The sequence below is a fragment of the Asticcacaulis sp. AC402 genome (genome assembly GCF_000495835.1).
Lineage (GTDB): Bacteria > Pseudomonadota > Alphaproteobacteria > Caulobacterales > Caulobacteraceae > Asticcacaulis.
Map to the genome: position 1 here is coordinate 64854 of NZ_AWGC01000006.1, position 14855 is coordinate 79708.

Consider the following 14855-nt stretch of genomic DNA (forward strand, 5'->3'; position numbering starts at 1 on the left):
AGGGAGTTGAGATGATGAAGATGAAGGTTTTAGCCTCCGTTTCGGCGCTGGCCATGATGGTATGTGCGGGTTCCTCCTGGGCCGGCACGTTCGAAAAGACCGCCACCGGCGTGATTGTGCGGCCCGACGGCGGCGCCGAAAAGGAAATCGTCCTCGAGGTCATCCGCGACGACATCATCCATGTCGTCGGGCTGGATGACCCGAAACGGACACAGCTCCCGTCGCTGATGTCGATCGCCGAGCCGGTCAACAGCGGCTTCACCGTATCGAAGGCCGGTAGCACTGTCGTGCTCAAGGCCGGCAAGGCGTCGGTCAAGGTCTCCCTGACCGACGGCAACCTGACCTTCTTCAATGGCAAGGGCGAGGCCGTCCTGACGGAAGCCAGCAGCAGCATTACGCCGGTAACGGTCGAAGGCCAGCCCTTTGTCGCAACCGCTGTCCAGTTCAACAAGGGCACGGGTGAGGCCTTCTACGGACTGGGTCAGCACCAGAACGCCCAGATGAACCTGAACGGCGAAGACGTCGAGCTGCGCCAGCACAATATGGATATCGGCATCCCCTTCGTCGTTTCCGACAAGAATTACGGTATCCTTTGGGACAACAACTCGGTCACCCGCTTCGGCAATCCGGTCCGCTTCGGTCTGGCCAGCCGCGATCTGAAGCTCACCGCCCTCGATGGCTCGACCGGCCTGACCGCCCGTTACTATGTCGATGGCAAACTGGTGCTGACGCGTATCGAGCCCGATGTCCGCTATCAGTTCCTCAAGGACGTGGCCGAATACTGGCCGACTGACCCGGCGCTCAGCAAGGAAGCCACCCAGGGCAAGAAGGTCAAGGTTGTCTGGGAAGGCACCGCGACCTCTGACAAGCCAGGCGTCCATAAGATGAAGCTGTTCTCGGCCGACTATGCGACGCTCAGGATGGATGGCAAGACCATATTTGACCATGGCGTCTGGCGGATGGGCTGGAACGGCTGGTACAATAATTTTGAGCAGACCTTCGAAGCCGGTAAACCGGTCAAGATCGACCTGGAATGGGAACCGTCCGGCGGCATGATCTCGCTGCATCATTCCAACCCGGAACCTGATGCCGACAAGCACTCCCTGCGCCTGGCATCCGAAGCTGGCACCGCGCTCAACTACTACTTCATCGCGTCGGACTCGATCCAGGGTGTCATCGGCGGCTATCACCACGTCACCGGGACCCCGCCGATGATGCCGAAGTGGGCCTACGGCTTCTGGCAGTCGCGTCAGCGCTACGAAACCCAGGACCAGCTTCTGGGCGTGCTGAAGACCTATCGCGACAACAAGTGGCCGATCGACAACATCGTCCAGGACTGGTTCTACTGGCCGGAAGACCAGTGGGGCAGCCATACCTTCGACGCCAAGCGTTTCCCGGATCCGAAGGGCATGGTCGATCAGGTCCACGCCCAGAATGCCAACATCATGTTCTCGATCTGGGGCAAGTACTACGCCAATACCGACAACTATAAGGAGTTCGAGCGCAAGGGCTACATGTGGACCAGGAATGTCGAGAACGGCTCCAGGGACTGGGTCGGTCCGGGCTATCTCAATTCGCACTATTCGCCCTACAATCAGGAAGCGCGCGACATCTATTACCGCCAGTTGAAGGACACCCTGATCCCGTTGGGCATTGATGCCTGGTGGATGGACAATACCGAGCCTGACGTGAACTCCAACCAGCGGCTGGAGGACTTTGCCGAATTGATCACGCCGACCCAGATGGGACCTGGCGCCCTCGTTCACAACGCCTATGCGCTGATGAACACCCAGGCCATGTACGACGGCCTGAAGCGCGATCAGCCGGACACGCGTCAGTTTATCTTAACCCGCTCGGGCTTTGCCGGCGTGCAGCGCAATGCGGCTGCCCTGTGGTCGGGCGACGTGGTCGGCACCTGGGACAATCTCTTCGACCAGATATCGGCCGGTGTGCAAACGGGCTTCTCGGGCGTGCCGAACTGGACGCACGACATCGGTGGCTATGCCCAGGAAACGCGTTTCCAGGGGACGGATGTCGGCGGTCTGCAGGAAAACCGCAACGCCGGGGGCACCGGTACGGCCGAAGACCTGAAGGAATGGCGTGAGCTGAACCAGCGCTGGTGGCAGTTCGGGACCTTCTCGCCGTTGATGCGTTCGCATGGTGAAGGCGTGAAGCGTGAAATTCATGAGATTTCGCCAGCCGGCTCGCCGATGCGCGCCAACATGGTGTGGTTCCTGGAACTGCGCTATCGCCTGATGCCGTATATCTATTCGGCGGCGGCCGACAGCCATTACGAAGCGGCTCCGATCATGCGCGGCTTTGCCCTTGATTTCCCTGGCGATGCCAAGGGGAAAAACATCAACGACGCCTACATGTTCGGCAAGTCGATCCTGGTCGCGCCGGTCAGCAAGTTCAAGGCGACCTCGCGCCGTGTCTATCTGCCGGCCGGCGCCGCCTGGTATAACTTCTATACGGGCGAAAAGGTCGAGGGCGGCCAGGCCCGCGACGTCGCCGCGCCGCTGGACCAGATCCCGCTGTTCGTGCGGGCGGGCGCCATCCTGCCGATGGGCCCGGTGATTCAGTACTACAACGAAAAGCCCGACGCTCCGGTGACCTTCACCATCTATACCGGCGCCGACGGCAGCTACAGCCTGTACGAGGACGATGGCGTGTCCAACGCCTACGTCAAGGGCGCCTATTCGCGCATTCCGGTAACCTACAACGACAAGACCGGCGAAGTGACCATCGGCGATCGCACCGGCAGCTACCAGGGCATGATCGAAAGCCGGACGTTCCGGGTGCGCTTTATCACGCCGGGTGTGTCGACGTCGGGGACCCTGGACAGCCAGGCGGTCGAGGTCGCCTACACCGGCAAGGCGGTCAAGGTGAAGCGCTAGGCTTTTTTTGGTGGGGGGGGAGCATGGACCGCACGCGCCGGACGGCGCGTGCGGTTTTTTTGATTAATACCAACCCGCGGTGAGTCCAGGTCATCGAGGGTTGGGATAAGCCAGGGTCTGTGCTACCCGCTCAAGCAACTTCTTCTACATTTTATGAACGCAAAATGAACGTGTCATTAATGCCAAATATAGAGTTGATAAAAATGGATACTCTTCTTTCGCGTTGACTGCGCACGCCAACTTTTCGACGCAATTATCACATTTCTTACCAAGCGCGCATATATTTACGGGCCTATGCGTTTACAGATAAACTTCTATTTATATGGAGACTGAAATGTTGATATTAGGTACCGAGAACGATGACTATATTCTGGGCACTCCGCTTGCCGACAGGATTGAAGGTCTGAAAGGCAACGACCGCCTCTTCGGCCAAAATGGCAACGATACCGTGCTGGGCGGAGAGGGCTGGGACTCCTTGTACGGCGTCGAGGGTGACGACGTTCTCTATGGAGCGGCGGGCAAGGATTATCTCAGCGGTGGCAACGGCATTGACCGCATCTACGGCGGAGAAGACGATGACCGGATTAACGGAGGCGCCGGTAACGACAAACTCTATGGCGATGACGGTGCCGACGTTGTCTCTGGCGGTGACGGCGATGACCTGATTTACGGCGGGACGGCTGAAGACAGTCTTTTTGGCGGTGCCGGCATTGACAAGGTCTATGGCGGTGATGGGGACGATCTGGCAACCGGTGGTGAAGGTGCGGACTATCTCTTCGGCGACGCCGGAACGGACACGCTGAATGGCGATGCGGGTTCGGATCGCCTTACCGGTGGCGAAGGGGACGATCGTCTGACCGGAGGCGCCGACAGGGACTACCTGTACGGCGGTCTTGGCGTCGACTTCTTGTCAGGCGGCGCGGGTATCGACTACGTGTCGGGTGGCGGCGACGCAGATGAGTTCATCCTGTCACGTTTCGCTGTGGACAGAGACGTCTTTGTCGACTTCCAAATCGGCAGCGACCATATCGGCGTTACACGATCACTGTTCGGCAATCAGTTCTCAATCGGCAGCAATATCTCTGACGCTCAGTTGATTGTCGGTGTTGCGCCTGTGGCTGTCGAGGCGGGGCTCTCCACATTCCTCTTCAACTCCGTCAACGGCGTGCTGAAGTTTGATGTGGATGGCCTTGGTGGCGTTGCTGCGATCCATATCGCAACGCTCACCGGCGTAACCTCGTTGTCCACCAACGATTTCTTTGTTCTTTAGAACTATACGTCGATGGGTTGAAATCTGGAGCGGGATTTTGATGGAATCAAAATCCCGCTCTAAGGCGCATTGGGCTAAGGCGCGTTGGGCCTTTGTGGCGAAATGTACCGGATAGCCCGGCTTGCAACCCAGCGCCTTCACGTGCCTGGTATTGCGGTGTGAACTCGACGGCCAGGCACAAGGTCTCGGAGGACTACCAGGCGAAATATTACCGCAAGACGTTGGAAATTGCGGACCAGATCGGCAATTTGCGCGGCATGTCTCCATGGATATGGAAGAACTTCCGCTCGCCACACCGCGAGCGCCCGGGCTACCGGAATGGCTTGTACCGCAAGGGATTACTGTCGCAGACCTGAGCGCGGATCGAAGCTTTCGAGGTGTTGGCCACATACTCCAGGGACAAATCGCCCTGATCGCAGACCGCTGCGGCTTGTTTTCCTGTTAAGATTTGCCATAATTGGCCGAAACGCCGCATGGCTCGCCGCGACTGCGGCGGCGGGCGGGGGCCCTTGCCAAGGCGTCTTGGAATTTAGGCCCGGTCGCGCGTCCAGTTCCTGCGGTCCGACGTACAATAGACTCAACTTCCTGCCCAAGGTCGACCATGTCCGCTGATGCCTCCGCTCCCATGTCTCCCGAAACCGAACTGAAAGCCCTGCCGTTTCACCTGCGCAAGGGCGTCGAAATCCTGCGTCGCGTCTTCCACTTTGGCACGCTGGAGGTCGTACTGCCGTCGGGTGCCCCTTTGCTGGTCCAGGGCAAGGCGCCCGGACCAACCGGCGTTCTGCTGGTCAGGGATTTCAACTTCATGAAGCGCGTCATGACGTCCGGAGATATCGGTTTTTGCGATGGCTATCGCGAAGGCGAGTGGGACACGCCGGATCTGGCGACCCTGCTTGAGGTGCTGACCCTGAACAGCGAGCATCTGGGCCAACTCTTCACCGGCAACAAGATCATCCAGACGATCAACAACTGGCTGCACAGTCTGAACAAAAACACCAGGGACGGCAGTAAGCGCAACATCTTTGCCCATTACGACCTGGGCAACAATTTCTACGACCAATGGCTGGACCAGAGCATGACCTATTCGTCGGCGCTGTTCAGTGGCGACCGCTTTCGCGAGCACAAGGACCTGGGCGCCGCCCAGAACGCCAAGTATGCCAAGCTGGCCAGTCTGGTCGACCTGAAGCCCGGCCAGCACGTGCTGGAAATCGGCTGTGGCTGGGGTGGGTTCGCGCAATATGCCGCCGAGGTGATCGGCGCCAGGGTCACTGGCCTGACCATATCGCCGGCCCAGCGCGAGTTCGCCATGGAGCGTATGGAGCGGTTGGGACTGTCGGACAAGGTCGATATCCAGCTCATGGATTATCGCGACGTCCAGGGGCAATACGACGCGGTTGTCTCTATCGAGATGTTCGAAGCGGTCGGTGAGGCCTATTGGAAGACCTATTTCGACAAACTGCACGACGTCCTGAAAAAGGGTGGTAAGGCCGGTTTGCAGATCATCACCATCGCCGACGACATGTTTGATGACTATCGCACACGTGCCGACTTCATCCAGAAATACGTCTTCCCGGGCGGCATGCTGCCCTCGGCACAAAAGCTGGTTGAACAGACCCGGGCGGCCGGACTGAAGATGGTGTCGGACTTCAAGTTCGGCCACGACTATGCCGAGACCCTGAAACAGTGGGGTCAGCGCTTTGAAGATGCCTGGAAAGAGGGGCGTATCAAGGGTTTTGATGCCTCGTTCCGCAAGTTGTGGCTGTTCTACCTGGCCTATTGCGAGGCTGGCTTCCGCACCGAACGAACCAATGTCATGCATCTGGAGTTACAGAGGGCGGATTAGGATTGGCGCCGCGAAACCCGGAGGCCCGCAAACCTTACTGTATTCTTACATTATACGCTTTCTTATGCGGAAGGCTGGCGGTCGTTTGTCCTCGCTTGATAACAAGCGAAACAGGAAGTCCTCGAGGACTGCACCGCACCGTATGGGAGCGCGGACATGAAACAAATCGATGATATCTATCACCAGGTGCATGAACTGTTGAAAGACGGAGCGCCTCCATCAGCGCCGGGCTCGCCCGTGGAACTGGAGCGGCGGCAGATGAAAATGCATGGCATGATCGTTATCCAGCTGTGCCGGATAGCGGACGCCATGGGTGAAAAGTAGAAAAAGCGGTACGCGTCGAACCCTGTTCCCGATCCCGGAACGGGGCTCAAGGCTATAAAACACTTGCCCGGCCTGTTAAGGAACGTTACCAACAGGCCCTGTTTTAACGCCAAAGGCGAATCCAACCGGATCCGCCGATTTTGGGGGCCGGGTGCACGACACAGTCGCCAAGGATCAGGGTGTCACCAGCGCTATGCCGGCGATGGGCGCGATCACGCTTGTCCGCCACGGCGAGCCGGCGCTGTCACGCCGCAACACCATGGACTGGCGCGGTTACAAGGATTGGTGGGCAAAATACGAGCAAGGCGGGTTGCTGGCGGGCCAGACGCCGCCACATTGTCTCGACCGTTATGTCACCGAAGCGCGCTTTATCTTTTCGTCGACCCTGCGCCGGGCCATGGAAACCGCCCAGGCCGTGTGCAATGGCCGTTCATTTCAGCCCCTGGAAATCCTGGTGGAGGCCCCCCTGCCACCGCCACATCTGCCGACCTGGATCAAGTTGTCACCGAAATCATGGGGGTGGGGCACGGTGTCGCGGTTGTGGTGGTGGTATAGCGACCTGCATGACGCCGAAGAAACCCGCGCCATGGCCGAAAAACGTGCCAAAGTCGCCGCCGATTTCCTGGTGGCGAAGGCCCGCGAAGGCGGCGATGTCCTGGTCCTGGCGCACGGGTATTTCAACCTGATGATCAGCCTTGAACTGAAGAAAATGGGCTTTATAAAGACGGTGGAGCAGGGGTTCAAATACTGGGGGTGCCGCCGCTACGAACTGAGGAAGAACCTTCGATGAGCGATACGCCAAACCTTTCCTCACCTGAACTCTCGTTCGAAGAGGCGCTGAAACAGCTTGAACGAATTGTCACTGAACTCGAATCCGGTCAGGCTCCGTTAGAGCAATCCTTGAAACTCTACGAGCGTGGCGCGGAACTGAAAGCCCTGTGCGAAGCGCGGCTGGAAGCCGCCCGCCTGCAGGTCGAAAAGATATCCCTGAGCAAGGCCGGTGTTCCTGAAGGTGTTGTTCCCGCCGATTTTTCTTAGAGGCGTTCATGCGCCACGCAGGCCGTTCTGTTTGCGCTATCGCTTCGCTGCTTGAGTGCAGGCGTTCGCTCGGGCGGCCGATTGGCCCAACCGCGTTTCACAAGCGTGAAACCCGGAGCCATAACTTAACCGCGGAAGGGTGCCTATGACTCCGGTCGCCGCCAATACCGACCTGCCGCCGCTGCTGCAACGCATGGCGGAGACGGCCGACCTGGTTACCATGGCGCTGGATCAGCTCCTGCCGCGCGGCGACGGCCCCGAGTGCCGGCTGACCGAGGCCATGCGCTATGCCGCCCTGGGGCCAGGCAAGCGCCTGCGGCCATTTTTTGCCCTCGAAACGGCAAGGCTTTTCGACGCCGACGAAAACGCGGTCCTGCGCGCCGCCTGCGCTCTGGAATGCATTCATGCCTACAGCCTGGTCCATGATGATCTGCCATGCATGGATGACGATGACCTGCGGCGCGGCCGGCTGACGGTGCATCGTGCCTATGACGAGGCCACGGCTGTCCTGGCCGGTGACGCCCTGCAAAGCGTTGCCTTTGAGATCATAGCCAGCGAGGACACCCACGACGATCCTTTGGTGCGTTGCGAACTCGTGCGCATGCTGGCCCAGGCGGCCGGGGCGCAGGGCATGGCCGGCGGCCAGATGATTGACCTGGTCGGTGTCCATGACGACCTGGGTGGCGTCGCCCGGATGCAGCGGATGAAGACCGGCGCCCTGATCGTCTACGCCTTCCAGATTCCCCTGGTCGTTGCGGACGTCTCCGAACGCGAAGGCATGGTCATGACCCACTTTGCCCAGGACCTGGGCCTGGCCTACCAGATTGCCGACGACGTCCTCGATATCGAAGGCGATGCTGAGGAAATGGGCAAGGCGGCCTCGGGCAAGGACGCGGCCAGGGGCAAGACCAACTTCGTCACCCTGCTGGGGCTGGATGAGGCCAAGAGCCGCGTCAAAATATTGTCGGATCAGGCCAAGTCTCGTCTTGATATTTTCGGCGGAAAAGCGCGATACTTGCGTGAATGTGTTGACTTTGTTCTGAACCGGCGCAATTGAACGCGGTTCGTTGCGTGTGAAACGGTTGGCTGATTTGCCCCCTGAAACTCCTGTTCTCGACAGCCTGCATGAACCGCAGGATATCCGCCGCCTAAGTCCCACCCAGGTCAAGGCGCTGGCCGACGAGGTGCGCGCCGAAACCATCGATGTCGTATCCAAGACCGGCGGCCATCTCGGCTCGGCGCTGGGCGTGGTCGAACTGACGGTGGCCTTGCACCACGTCTTCGAGACGCCGCGCGATATTCTGATCTGGGATGTCGGCCATCAGTGCTATCCGCACAAATTGCTGACCGGCCGGCGTGACCGTATCCGCAGTCTCCGCCAGGGCGGAGGTCTGTCCGGTTTCACCAAGCGTTCGGAAAGTCCGTACGATCCGTTCGGCGCCGCCCATGCCGCGACATCGATCTCGGCCGCGCTGGGGTTCTGTGCCGCCCGCGATCAAAAGGGCCAGGACCACAAGGTCATTGCGGTTATTGGCGACGGCTCGATGTCGGCCGGCATGGCCTATGAGGCGATGAACAATGCCGCCGAGACGACCAAAAACCTGACCGTCATTCTCAATGACAACGACATGTCGATCGCACCCCCGGTCGGCGGGATGAGCGCCTATCTCGCCAACCTGGTCTCCGGCGGTGCCTACCAGGCGGTGCGGCGGTGGGGCAAGAGCGTGGCTGAGCGCCTGCCAAGGTCGATCTTTGAACTGGTGCGCAAGTCGGAAGAGTTCTCCCGCACCTATGTCACGGGCGGGACCTTCTTCGAGGAGTTGGGGTTCTACTATGTCGGCCCGATCGACGGCCACAATATGGAGCATCTGTGCGCCGTACTGAAGCGGGTGCGCGAGATCCGCGACCGTCCGGTCCTGGTCCACGTCGTGACGCAAAAGGGCAAGGGCTACGAACACGCCGAGAACGCTGTCGACAAGTATCACGGTGTTGCCAAGTTCGACGTCATCACCGGCGAACAGTCGCGGCCCAAGTCCAACGCCCCCAGCTACACCGAGGTGTTCGCTTCGGAACTGATCAAGCAGGCGAAAGCCGACGACCGTATCGTCGCTATCACCGCAGCCATGCCATCGGGCACCGGGCTCGACCGGTTCGCCGAGGTTTTCCCGACGCGGTGCTACGACGTTGGTATCGCTGAACAACACGCCGTGACCTTTGCCGCCGGCCTCGCCGCCGAGGGCATGAAGCCGTTCTGCGCCATCTATTCGACCTTTTTGCAACGCGGCTACGATCAGGTTGCCCACGACGTGTCGCTGCAAAACCTGCCGGTGCGTTTTGCTATCGACCGCGCCGGCCTGGTCGGGGCTGATGGCGCCACCCATGCCGGTTCGTTTGATATCGGCTATCTTGGCGCCTTGCCGCAGATGATGATCATGGCGGCGTCCGATGAGGCCGAACTGGCGGCGATGATCGCCACGGCGACGGCCTATAACGAGGGGCCGTGCGCCTTCCGCTATCCGCGCGGGGACGGCGTCGGCGTCTCGATCCCCGAAGTGGCCGAACCCTTGGCTATCGGCAAGGGCCGGATCGTTCGCGAAGGTTCCACGGTCGCCATCCTGTCGCTCGGGGCGCGCTTGCAGGAGGCTCTGAAGGCGGCTGATATGCTGGCGGCGCGCGGCCTGTCGACGACCGTGGCCGATGCCCGCTTCGCCAAGCCGCTGGATACAGAGCTGATCCTGCAACTTGCCAAGCACCATGAATGCCTGATCACGATCGAGGAAGGCGCGGTCGGAGGCTTTGGCGGCTTCGTGCTGCAATATCTGGCCGGGGCCGGGGCGCTCGATGGTGGACTTAAGATCCGCACCCTGACCTTGCCGGACGTCTATCAGGACCAGAACAGCCAGGTGAACCAATACGCCGAAGCCGGACTGGATGCGGCGGGCATCGTAGTGACCGCGGTGCGGGCATTGGGGCTGGAGGATGTCCTGGCCGCCAAGCTGGTCAAGGGGTGATGGTTAGCGCGTGAACCAAGCTTTGAGTGGCTGACGCATCCGACCCCTTCGGCCTGGTTCTTGTTAGGGACGTAACATGCGTACTTTGAGCATATCCCCGGTTTTCCACGTTTCCGATCTAGATCAGGCCTTGAAGTTCTACCGTGATGGGCTGGGGTTCGATGAGGAATTCCGCTTCGACACCTATGTCGGATTGAGGCTGGGCGAGATTGGTTTGCACTTGGCCGAAAACCGGGACAACGGCCGTCCGCTCGGCGGCGGAACCGTCTATGTGGTCTGCGACGCTGTCGACGCCTATTACGCCCAAATCACCGCGAAAGGTATCATCGCCATTCAGCCACCGATGGATCAACTCTACCGGATGCGCGATTTCATTCTGCGCGATACGGACGGCAACCAGATCAGTTTCGGCCACGATCTCGGCGAATAGAAACGACGCCCCGCAAGGAGCGCCGTCGTCTGTCAGATGCCGCTCAGGATCTAGTAATCGCCCCCGATGATCAGGCCGGCGATCAGGCCGGTCGCCACAGCGGCCAGGACGTAATTGTCGTCCACCCTGCGCCATTCATAGCCGTAGGGGGGCGCGTACAGGTGCCGGTGGCTGCGGTAATCGACCCGGCGGCCGCGATGCCAGTCGTTGTAGCCGACATAGCCGCCGCGGCGCCAGTCTGAGCGGTCGCGCCAGCCATTGTGGTAGCCACGATTGTAGTTGCGGCGGTCGTCGCGGTATTCGCGGCGGCGTTCGTAACGGTTGTAATAGCGATCGTGACGGTCACGGCGATCGTAACGATCGTAGCGGTCGCGGCGATCATAGCGACCGTAGCGGTCACCACGATCATGTCGGTCGTAGCGATCGCCACGATCATAGCGATCCCCGCGATCATATCGGTCATAGTGGCCATTGTCGCGGGCCATAGCGGCATCGCTCAGGGCAAAAGTCCCGGCGAGAACGGTGGCCAGCGCAGCGGCAATCAAGCGTTTCATGGCGATGTTCCTCAAGCTTGTGTTTCAGTCGCCCCGTACGTCAAATCTAACAAGGATGACATGAACCCGACATGAACATTGCGGCTCAGGATTGTCGCCGGCGCGTTGATTTTTAATGTTCAAAAACAAGAGCTTGATAAAGGCGTCTTTGGGGCAGGCGTAAAAAAGCCAATCCACAAATTTCACAGATTTCACAGATTTTTTGCGCCGTCGCAAATTTCTTCCGGCCTGAGATGGCGCGCAAAGCGTGCATCCTTTCTGTGAAATCTGTGAAATCTGTGGACCTGCTTACTGGAGCCGGATGAGTTTTGATGGAATCAAAATCCCGCTCCAGGTTTTTGTTTTGTCGCGCAATTTTTCCGAAAACGGGGACGGCCGTGCGGTGGCGTCCACTTTATCGGATTGCGCTCTGAGGTCGGACATCCCGTTCAGACCTCCAGTTTCTCCTCTGGCACCGCGGGGAAAAAGACGCCGTCCGAGACGACGCCGAACCAGCCATCGCGTATCTCCCCCATGGCCGCCAAGTCCTGTGCCAGGGCCCGGGCCAGGCGCGCAAACAGGCCGATGCGGACCTCGACATAGGGGATAAAGCCGTTGTCGCCGGTTTCGAAGCGCAGAGGATGATCCCTGCCAGCAGTGACAACGTCATCGACGTTGGTGCGAAAGGTCAGGGTGCCGTCCACCACAGCCATTTCGACAGCGATAAACGGCACGTCCTCGACCGTAATGCCCAGCTTTTCGACCGGTGTAACCAGAACATAGCCGTCCTCATCCCGGCGTAACAGGCGCGAAAACAGCCGCACCATGGCCGGGCGACGAATCGGCGTGCCGTTGTGGAACCACGTGCCGTCGCGGGCGATGCGCATATCGATATGGCCGCAGAACGGCGGGTTCCAGGTCGCCACTGGCAAGGGCGCATTGTGGGGCAGGTTGCGCAGAAAGCCCGGCAGATCGCTCATCTCAGGCGGCCTTGAACGCGACGGGCAGGGTTTCGAAACCACGCACCGACAGGCCGCGCCGCCGCACCGCGAAATCCGCCGGTTCGATGTCTTTCAGCCTCCGCAAGAGGGTGGCAAAGACAATATCGAGTTCCATCCGCGCCAGATGATTGCCCAGACACACGTGGGCCCCGCTGGCAAAGGCGATATGGCGGTTGGGCGTGCGTCCAGCGTCGAAGTGGTCGGCCTGGGGAAATGCCGCCTCGTCGCGGTTGGCGCAGCCGTACAGCAAACCGAGCCTGGTGCCCTTGGGGATAGACCAGCCGTTCAACGCGATGTCGCGGGCAGCAAAGCGATGAAAAAAGGGCAGGGGGGCATCGTAGCGGAACATCTCCTGGACCGCCGTCGTCATCAGTTCGGGCGCGTTGCGCAGTCGCGCCAGTTCGCAGCGGTGGGCGAGCAAGGCTGCCAGCCCGTTGCCAAGGATATCGATAGTTGAGCCGTGCCCCGCCATCAGGATCAGCATGCAGGTCGAGATATAGTCGTCCTCGCTCAGTTCACTGGCGTCGTAGCGGGCGATCAGGCGCGACATCAGATCGTCTTTCGGCCGCCGGCGGCGTTCATCCGACAACCGTAGGAGATAGTCGTAGAATTCGGCCGTGGTCGTTTCGGCCAGGGCCTTGCGCGCATCGCTGCGGTCGATGTCGAAATACTGTACGATGTCCTCCGACCACTGCCGCAACGGGCCGCAGTCGTCTTCGGGCACGCCAAGGAAGCTGCCAATCACTGGCCCGGGGACGCGCGCCGCGAAGTCTTCGATAAACTCCATCTGATCGTTGTCGATCACGGCGTCGAGCAGCCGGTCGATATGCGCCTGGGCCGTGGCGTGCAGCCGTTGCAGCGAAGGGGTGCGGAATTCATTGAAGATGATCCGGCGCAGGCTCTGATGGACCGCGCCGTCGGCATTCAGCAGCGAAAACTGTACGAAGCGGCTGTGGAACGGCATATCGTGCCAGTTGTCGCGCACCTGCTGGGCGGCGATCTCGTCCCGGCTCATTACCGCTTCGGGGGAGCGCACGCAGGCGGGGTGTGTCGCAGCGGCGGCGACGTCTTCGTAACGCGACAGCAGCCAGATGTCGTACCCCGCGAAGTACCATGGCGCACCATAGCTACGCAGACGGGCATAGGCGGGATAGGGATTGTCAGCGAATTCGGCCGACAGGGGATCGAAGTCCATGTCCGGCTGAGATGCGGGCAGCCCGCTCATGCCACGTTCTCGCCAGGGCCATGATCTAAGGCCTGAGCCGGAACCTGGGCGTCCTCAGCCCGGGTCAGCCGCAGCAAGTCCAGCCAGTTGCGCGCCATGTCGCGGGTGGCGGTGCGCACCTCGTCGACGACGCTGGCCAGCAGGTCGAAGCCAAGCGGCAGATTATCGTAACGGCGGTAGACAACCTTGGTGCGGGCCTCGATCAGCCGGCGGGCAAAGGCTTCGGCCTGGGGCGCCAGCGGGTCCAGACCCGCGGCGACCACCAGCGTGCGCGGCTGGCCGATGATCAGCTTTTCGTGGGCAGGGGAAACGCGCGGATCGCTGAGGTCGGCGCCGGCGCCGGCGCCGGCATAGTGAGCGATCATGATGTCGAGGTCGGACGCACAGAGCGGCCACAGGCCGTCGCTGGCGGTCTTCAGGTGCGGATCGCCGAGGTCGAGAAGAGGCGTCACCAGCAGTTGCGCCACCGGCAGCGGCTTGAAGTCGCGTTTCAGGTCCAGGCACAGGCGGGCTGCCAGATTGGCGCCCAGGGTGACGCCGCCGATGGCGACCTCGCCGCTGCGCGCGCCCAGGCGGACGGCATTGGCTTGCGCCCAGTCCCAGGCAATACGCGCGTCGTCATAGGCGGCCGGGAAGCGGTAGGTCGGCGCCAGTCGGTAGTCGGGCAGGAAGACCGGACAGCGCGCCTCATGGGCGAACAGGGCGCAGAAAGCCCTGGACAGGTCGGGACCGCCGATCACGCCCACCCCCTGGTGAAAGAAGACCAGCAGCGGGGCATCGGGGGCAATGGCGGCCGGCTTGATGACGATGCCGCCGATGCCGCCCGGCGCGTCGCCCGCCGCCGGCTCGATTCGGACCTTGATGCCGCGCGGCAAGCCCATCAGGCTGGCGGTCTGCTGCCATTCCTCGCGGACGATTTCCAGGCTTTTGCCGCTCAGGCTTAGGGTGACGTCCTGTTTGGCGGAGGTGAACCAGGTTCGCCACAGGAACTGGATCTGGGCATCGAGGGTACGGCCACCGACATAGACGACGCCGCCGCCGGAGAAAAAGCGCAGCACCGCTCTGGGCAAGGACAGGATCTGGCGCAGCAGCCATAAACGCAGGAAGGGGGATGTCATGGTCGGTTTCTAGCACCTTTTCTGAGGTGTTCAGCGTAATTTTGGCCGTCAAACGGGTAAAGGTGGGACATTTTAGCCAAAATCCGGCAGAAAACACCGTGAAATTCACCCAAAAGGGAGTGTTTTCGTTTGACCACAACGTAAACAGCTGTCTTACTTGGGTTA

Annotated in this window: 14 protein-coding genes; 10 read left to right on the forward strand and 4 right to left on the reverse strand. The window is 60.6% G+C overall.

The window, feature by feature from the left end:
* The first annotated feature begins 20 nt into the window (after positions 1 to 20).
* The 10 genes from ABAC402_RS23815 to ABAC402_RS23855 all read left to right on the forward strand — a co-directional run bounded on the left by ABAC402_RS23815 (position 21) and on the right by ABAC402_RS23855 (position 10813).
* A complete protein-coding gene (locus tag ABAC402_RS23815; RefSeq protein WP_235079901.1) occupies positions 21 to 2897 on the forward strand; it encodes a TIM-barrel domain-containing protein in 2877 nt (958 codons plus the stop codon).
* A gap of 334 nt (positions 2898 to 3231) precedes the next feature.
* Entirely contained in the window at positions 3232 to 4167 is a 936-nt protein-coding gene (locus ABAC402_RS23820; RefSeq protein ID WP_023448166.1) for a calcium-binding protein, read from the forward strand.
* A gap of 158 nt (positions 4168 to 4325) precedes the next feature.
* Positions 4326 to 4523 carry a hypothetical protein gene (locus ABAC402_RS23825; protein ID WP_023448167.1) on the forward strand — a complete coding sequence of 66 codons (198 nt, stop codon included), beginning with the start codon at positions 4326 to 4328 and terminating at the stop codon, positions 4521 to 4523.
* A 245-nt stretch (positions 4524 to 4768) separates the two neighbouring features.
* Positions 4769 to 6010, forward strand: coding sequence for a cyclopropane-fatty-acyl-phospholipid synthase family protein (locus ABAC402_RS23830; RefSeq protein WP_235079902.1), 1242 nt, complete (start codon positions 4769 to 4771; stop codon positions 6008 to 6010).
* A gap of 156 nt (positions 6011 to 6166) precedes the next feature.
* On the forward strand, positions 6167 to 6334 hold the full coding sequence (locus ABAC402_RS40090) for a hypothetical protein (RefSeq protein WP_023448169.1): 168 nt from the start codon (positions 6167 to 6169) through the stop codon (positions 6332 to 6334).
* Positions 6335 to 6485: 151 nt separating this feature from the next.
* On the forward strand, positions 6486 to 7124 hold the full coding sequence (locus tag ABAC402_RS23835) for a histidine phosphatase family protein (RefSeq protein ID WP_023448170.1): 639 nt from the start codon (positions 6486 to 6488) through the stop codon (positions 7122 to 7124).
* On the forward strand, positions 7121 to 7372 hold the full coding sequence (locus ABAC402_RS23840) for an exodeoxyribonuclease VII small subunit (RefSeq protein WP_023448171.1): 252 nt from the start codon (positions 7121 to 7123) through the stop codon (positions 7370 to 7372). Before ABAC402_RS23835 ends, ABAC402_RS23840 begins: the two co-directional genes overlap by 4 nt.
* A 145-nt stretch (positions 7373 to 7517) precedes the next feature.
* Complete coding sequence (locus ABAC402_RS23845; protein WP_023448172.1) at positions 7518 to 8429, forward strand: polyprenyl synthetase family protein; 912 nt, start codon at positions 7518 to 7520, stop codon at positions 8427 to 8429.
* Positions 8430 to 8463: 34 nt separating this feature from the next.
* Entirely contained in the window at positions 8464 to 10383 is a 1920-nt protein-coding gene (gene dxs / locus ABAC402_RS23850; RefSeq protein ID WP_031235142.1) for a 1-deoxy-D-xylulose-5-phosphate synthase, read from the forward strand.
* 76 nt (positions 10384 to 10459) lie between these two features.
* Positions 10460 to 10813 (forward strand): glyoxalase superfamily protein, encoded by a 354-nt coding sequence (locus ABAC402_RS23855; protein ID WP_023448174.1) that lies wholly within the window; start codon positions 10460 to 10462, stop codon positions 10811 to 10813.
* A 50-nt stretch (positions 10814 to 10863) separates the two neighbouring features.
* Here the strand turns inward: ABAC402_RS23855 and ABAC402_RS23860 are convergent, their stop codons facing one another.
* The 4 genes from ABAC402_RS23860 to ABAC402_RS23875 form a co-directional block, all read right to left on the reverse strand.
* The gene (locus ABAC402_RS23860; RefSeq protein ID WP_023448175.1) at positions 10864 to 11367 is read right to left on the reverse strand and encodes an RcnB family protein; all 504 of its coding nucleotides are present in this window, start codon (positions 11365 to 11367) and stop codon (positions 10864 to 10866) included.
* 428 nt (positions 11368 to 11795) lie between these two features.
* The gene (locus ABAC402_RS23865) at positions 11796 to 12326 is read right to left on the reverse strand and encodes a DUF1285 domain-containing protein (protein ID WP_023448176.1); all 531 of its coding nucleotides are present in this window, start codon (positions 12324 to 12326) and stop codon (positions 11796 to 11798) included.
* Position 12327: 1 nt separating this feature from the next.
* Positions 12328 to 13572, reverse strand: a complete 1245-nt coding sequence (locus ABAC402_RS23870; RefSeq protein WP_023448177.1) for a cytochrome P450 — start codon at positions 13570 to 13572, stop codon at positions 12328 to 12330.
* Positions 13569 to 14690: an alpha/beta hydrolase gene (locus ABAC402_RS23875; RefSeq protein WP_023448178.1), complete on the reverse strand. Its 1122-nt coding sequence runs from the start codon at positions 14688 to 14690 to the stop codon at positions 13569 to 13571. Before ABAC402_RS23875 ends, ABAC402_RS23870 begins: the two co-directional genes overlap by 4 nt.
* Positions 14691 to 14855 lie beyond the last annotated feature (165 nt).

What these genes read in the sequence shown, in the direction of transcription:
- ABAC402_RS23840 (WP_023448171.1), top strand. Translation starts at nt 7,121, where the DNA reads ATGAGCGATACGCCAAACCTTTCCTCACCTGAACTCTCGTTCGAAGAG.
- ABAC402_RS40090 (WP_023448169.1), top strand. Translation starts at nt 6,167, where the DNA reads ATGAAACAAATCGATGATATCTATCACCAGGTGCATGAACTGTTGAAA.
- ABAC402_RS23830 (WP_235079902.1), top strand. Translation starts at nt 4,769, where the DNA reads ATGTCCGCTGATGCCTCCGCTCCCATGTCTCCCGAAACCGAACTGAAA.
- ABAC402_RS23815 (WP_235079901.1), top strand. Translation starts at nt 21, where the DNA reads ATGAAGGTTTTAGCCTCCGTTTCGGCGCTGGCCATGATGGTATGTGCG.
- ABAC402_RS23860 (WP_023448175.1), bottom strand. Translation starts at nt 11,367, where the DNA reads ATGAAACGCTTGATTGCCGCTGCGCTGGCCACCGTTCTCGCCGGGACT.
- ABAC402_RS23855 (WP_023448174.1), top strand. Translation starts at nt 10,460, where the DNA reads ATGCGTACTTTGAGCATATCCCCGGTTTTCCACGTTTCCGATCTAGAT.
- ABAC402_RS23875 (WP_023448178.1), bottom strand. Translation starts at nt 14,690, where the DNA reads ATGACATCCCCCTTCCTGCGTTTATGGCTGCTGCGCCAGATCCTGTCC.
- ABAC402_RS23845 (WP_023448172.1), top strand. Translation starts at nt 7,518, where the DNA reads ATGACTCCGGTCGCCGCCAATACCGACCTGCCGCCGCTGCTGCAACGC.
- ABAC402_RS23865 (WP_023448176.1), bottom strand. Translation starts at nt 12,326, where the DNA reads ATGAGCGATCTGCCGGGCTTTCTGCGCAACCTGCCCCACAATGCGCCC.
- ABAC402_RS23820 (WP_023448166.1), top strand. Translation starts at nt 3,232, where the DNA reads ATGTTGATATTAGGTACCGAGAACGATGACTATATTCTGGGCACTCCG.
- ABAC402_RS23870 (WP_023448177.1), bottom strand. Translation starts at nt 13,572, where the DNA reads ATGAGCGGGCTGCCCGCATCTCAGCCGGACATGGACTTCGATCCCCTG.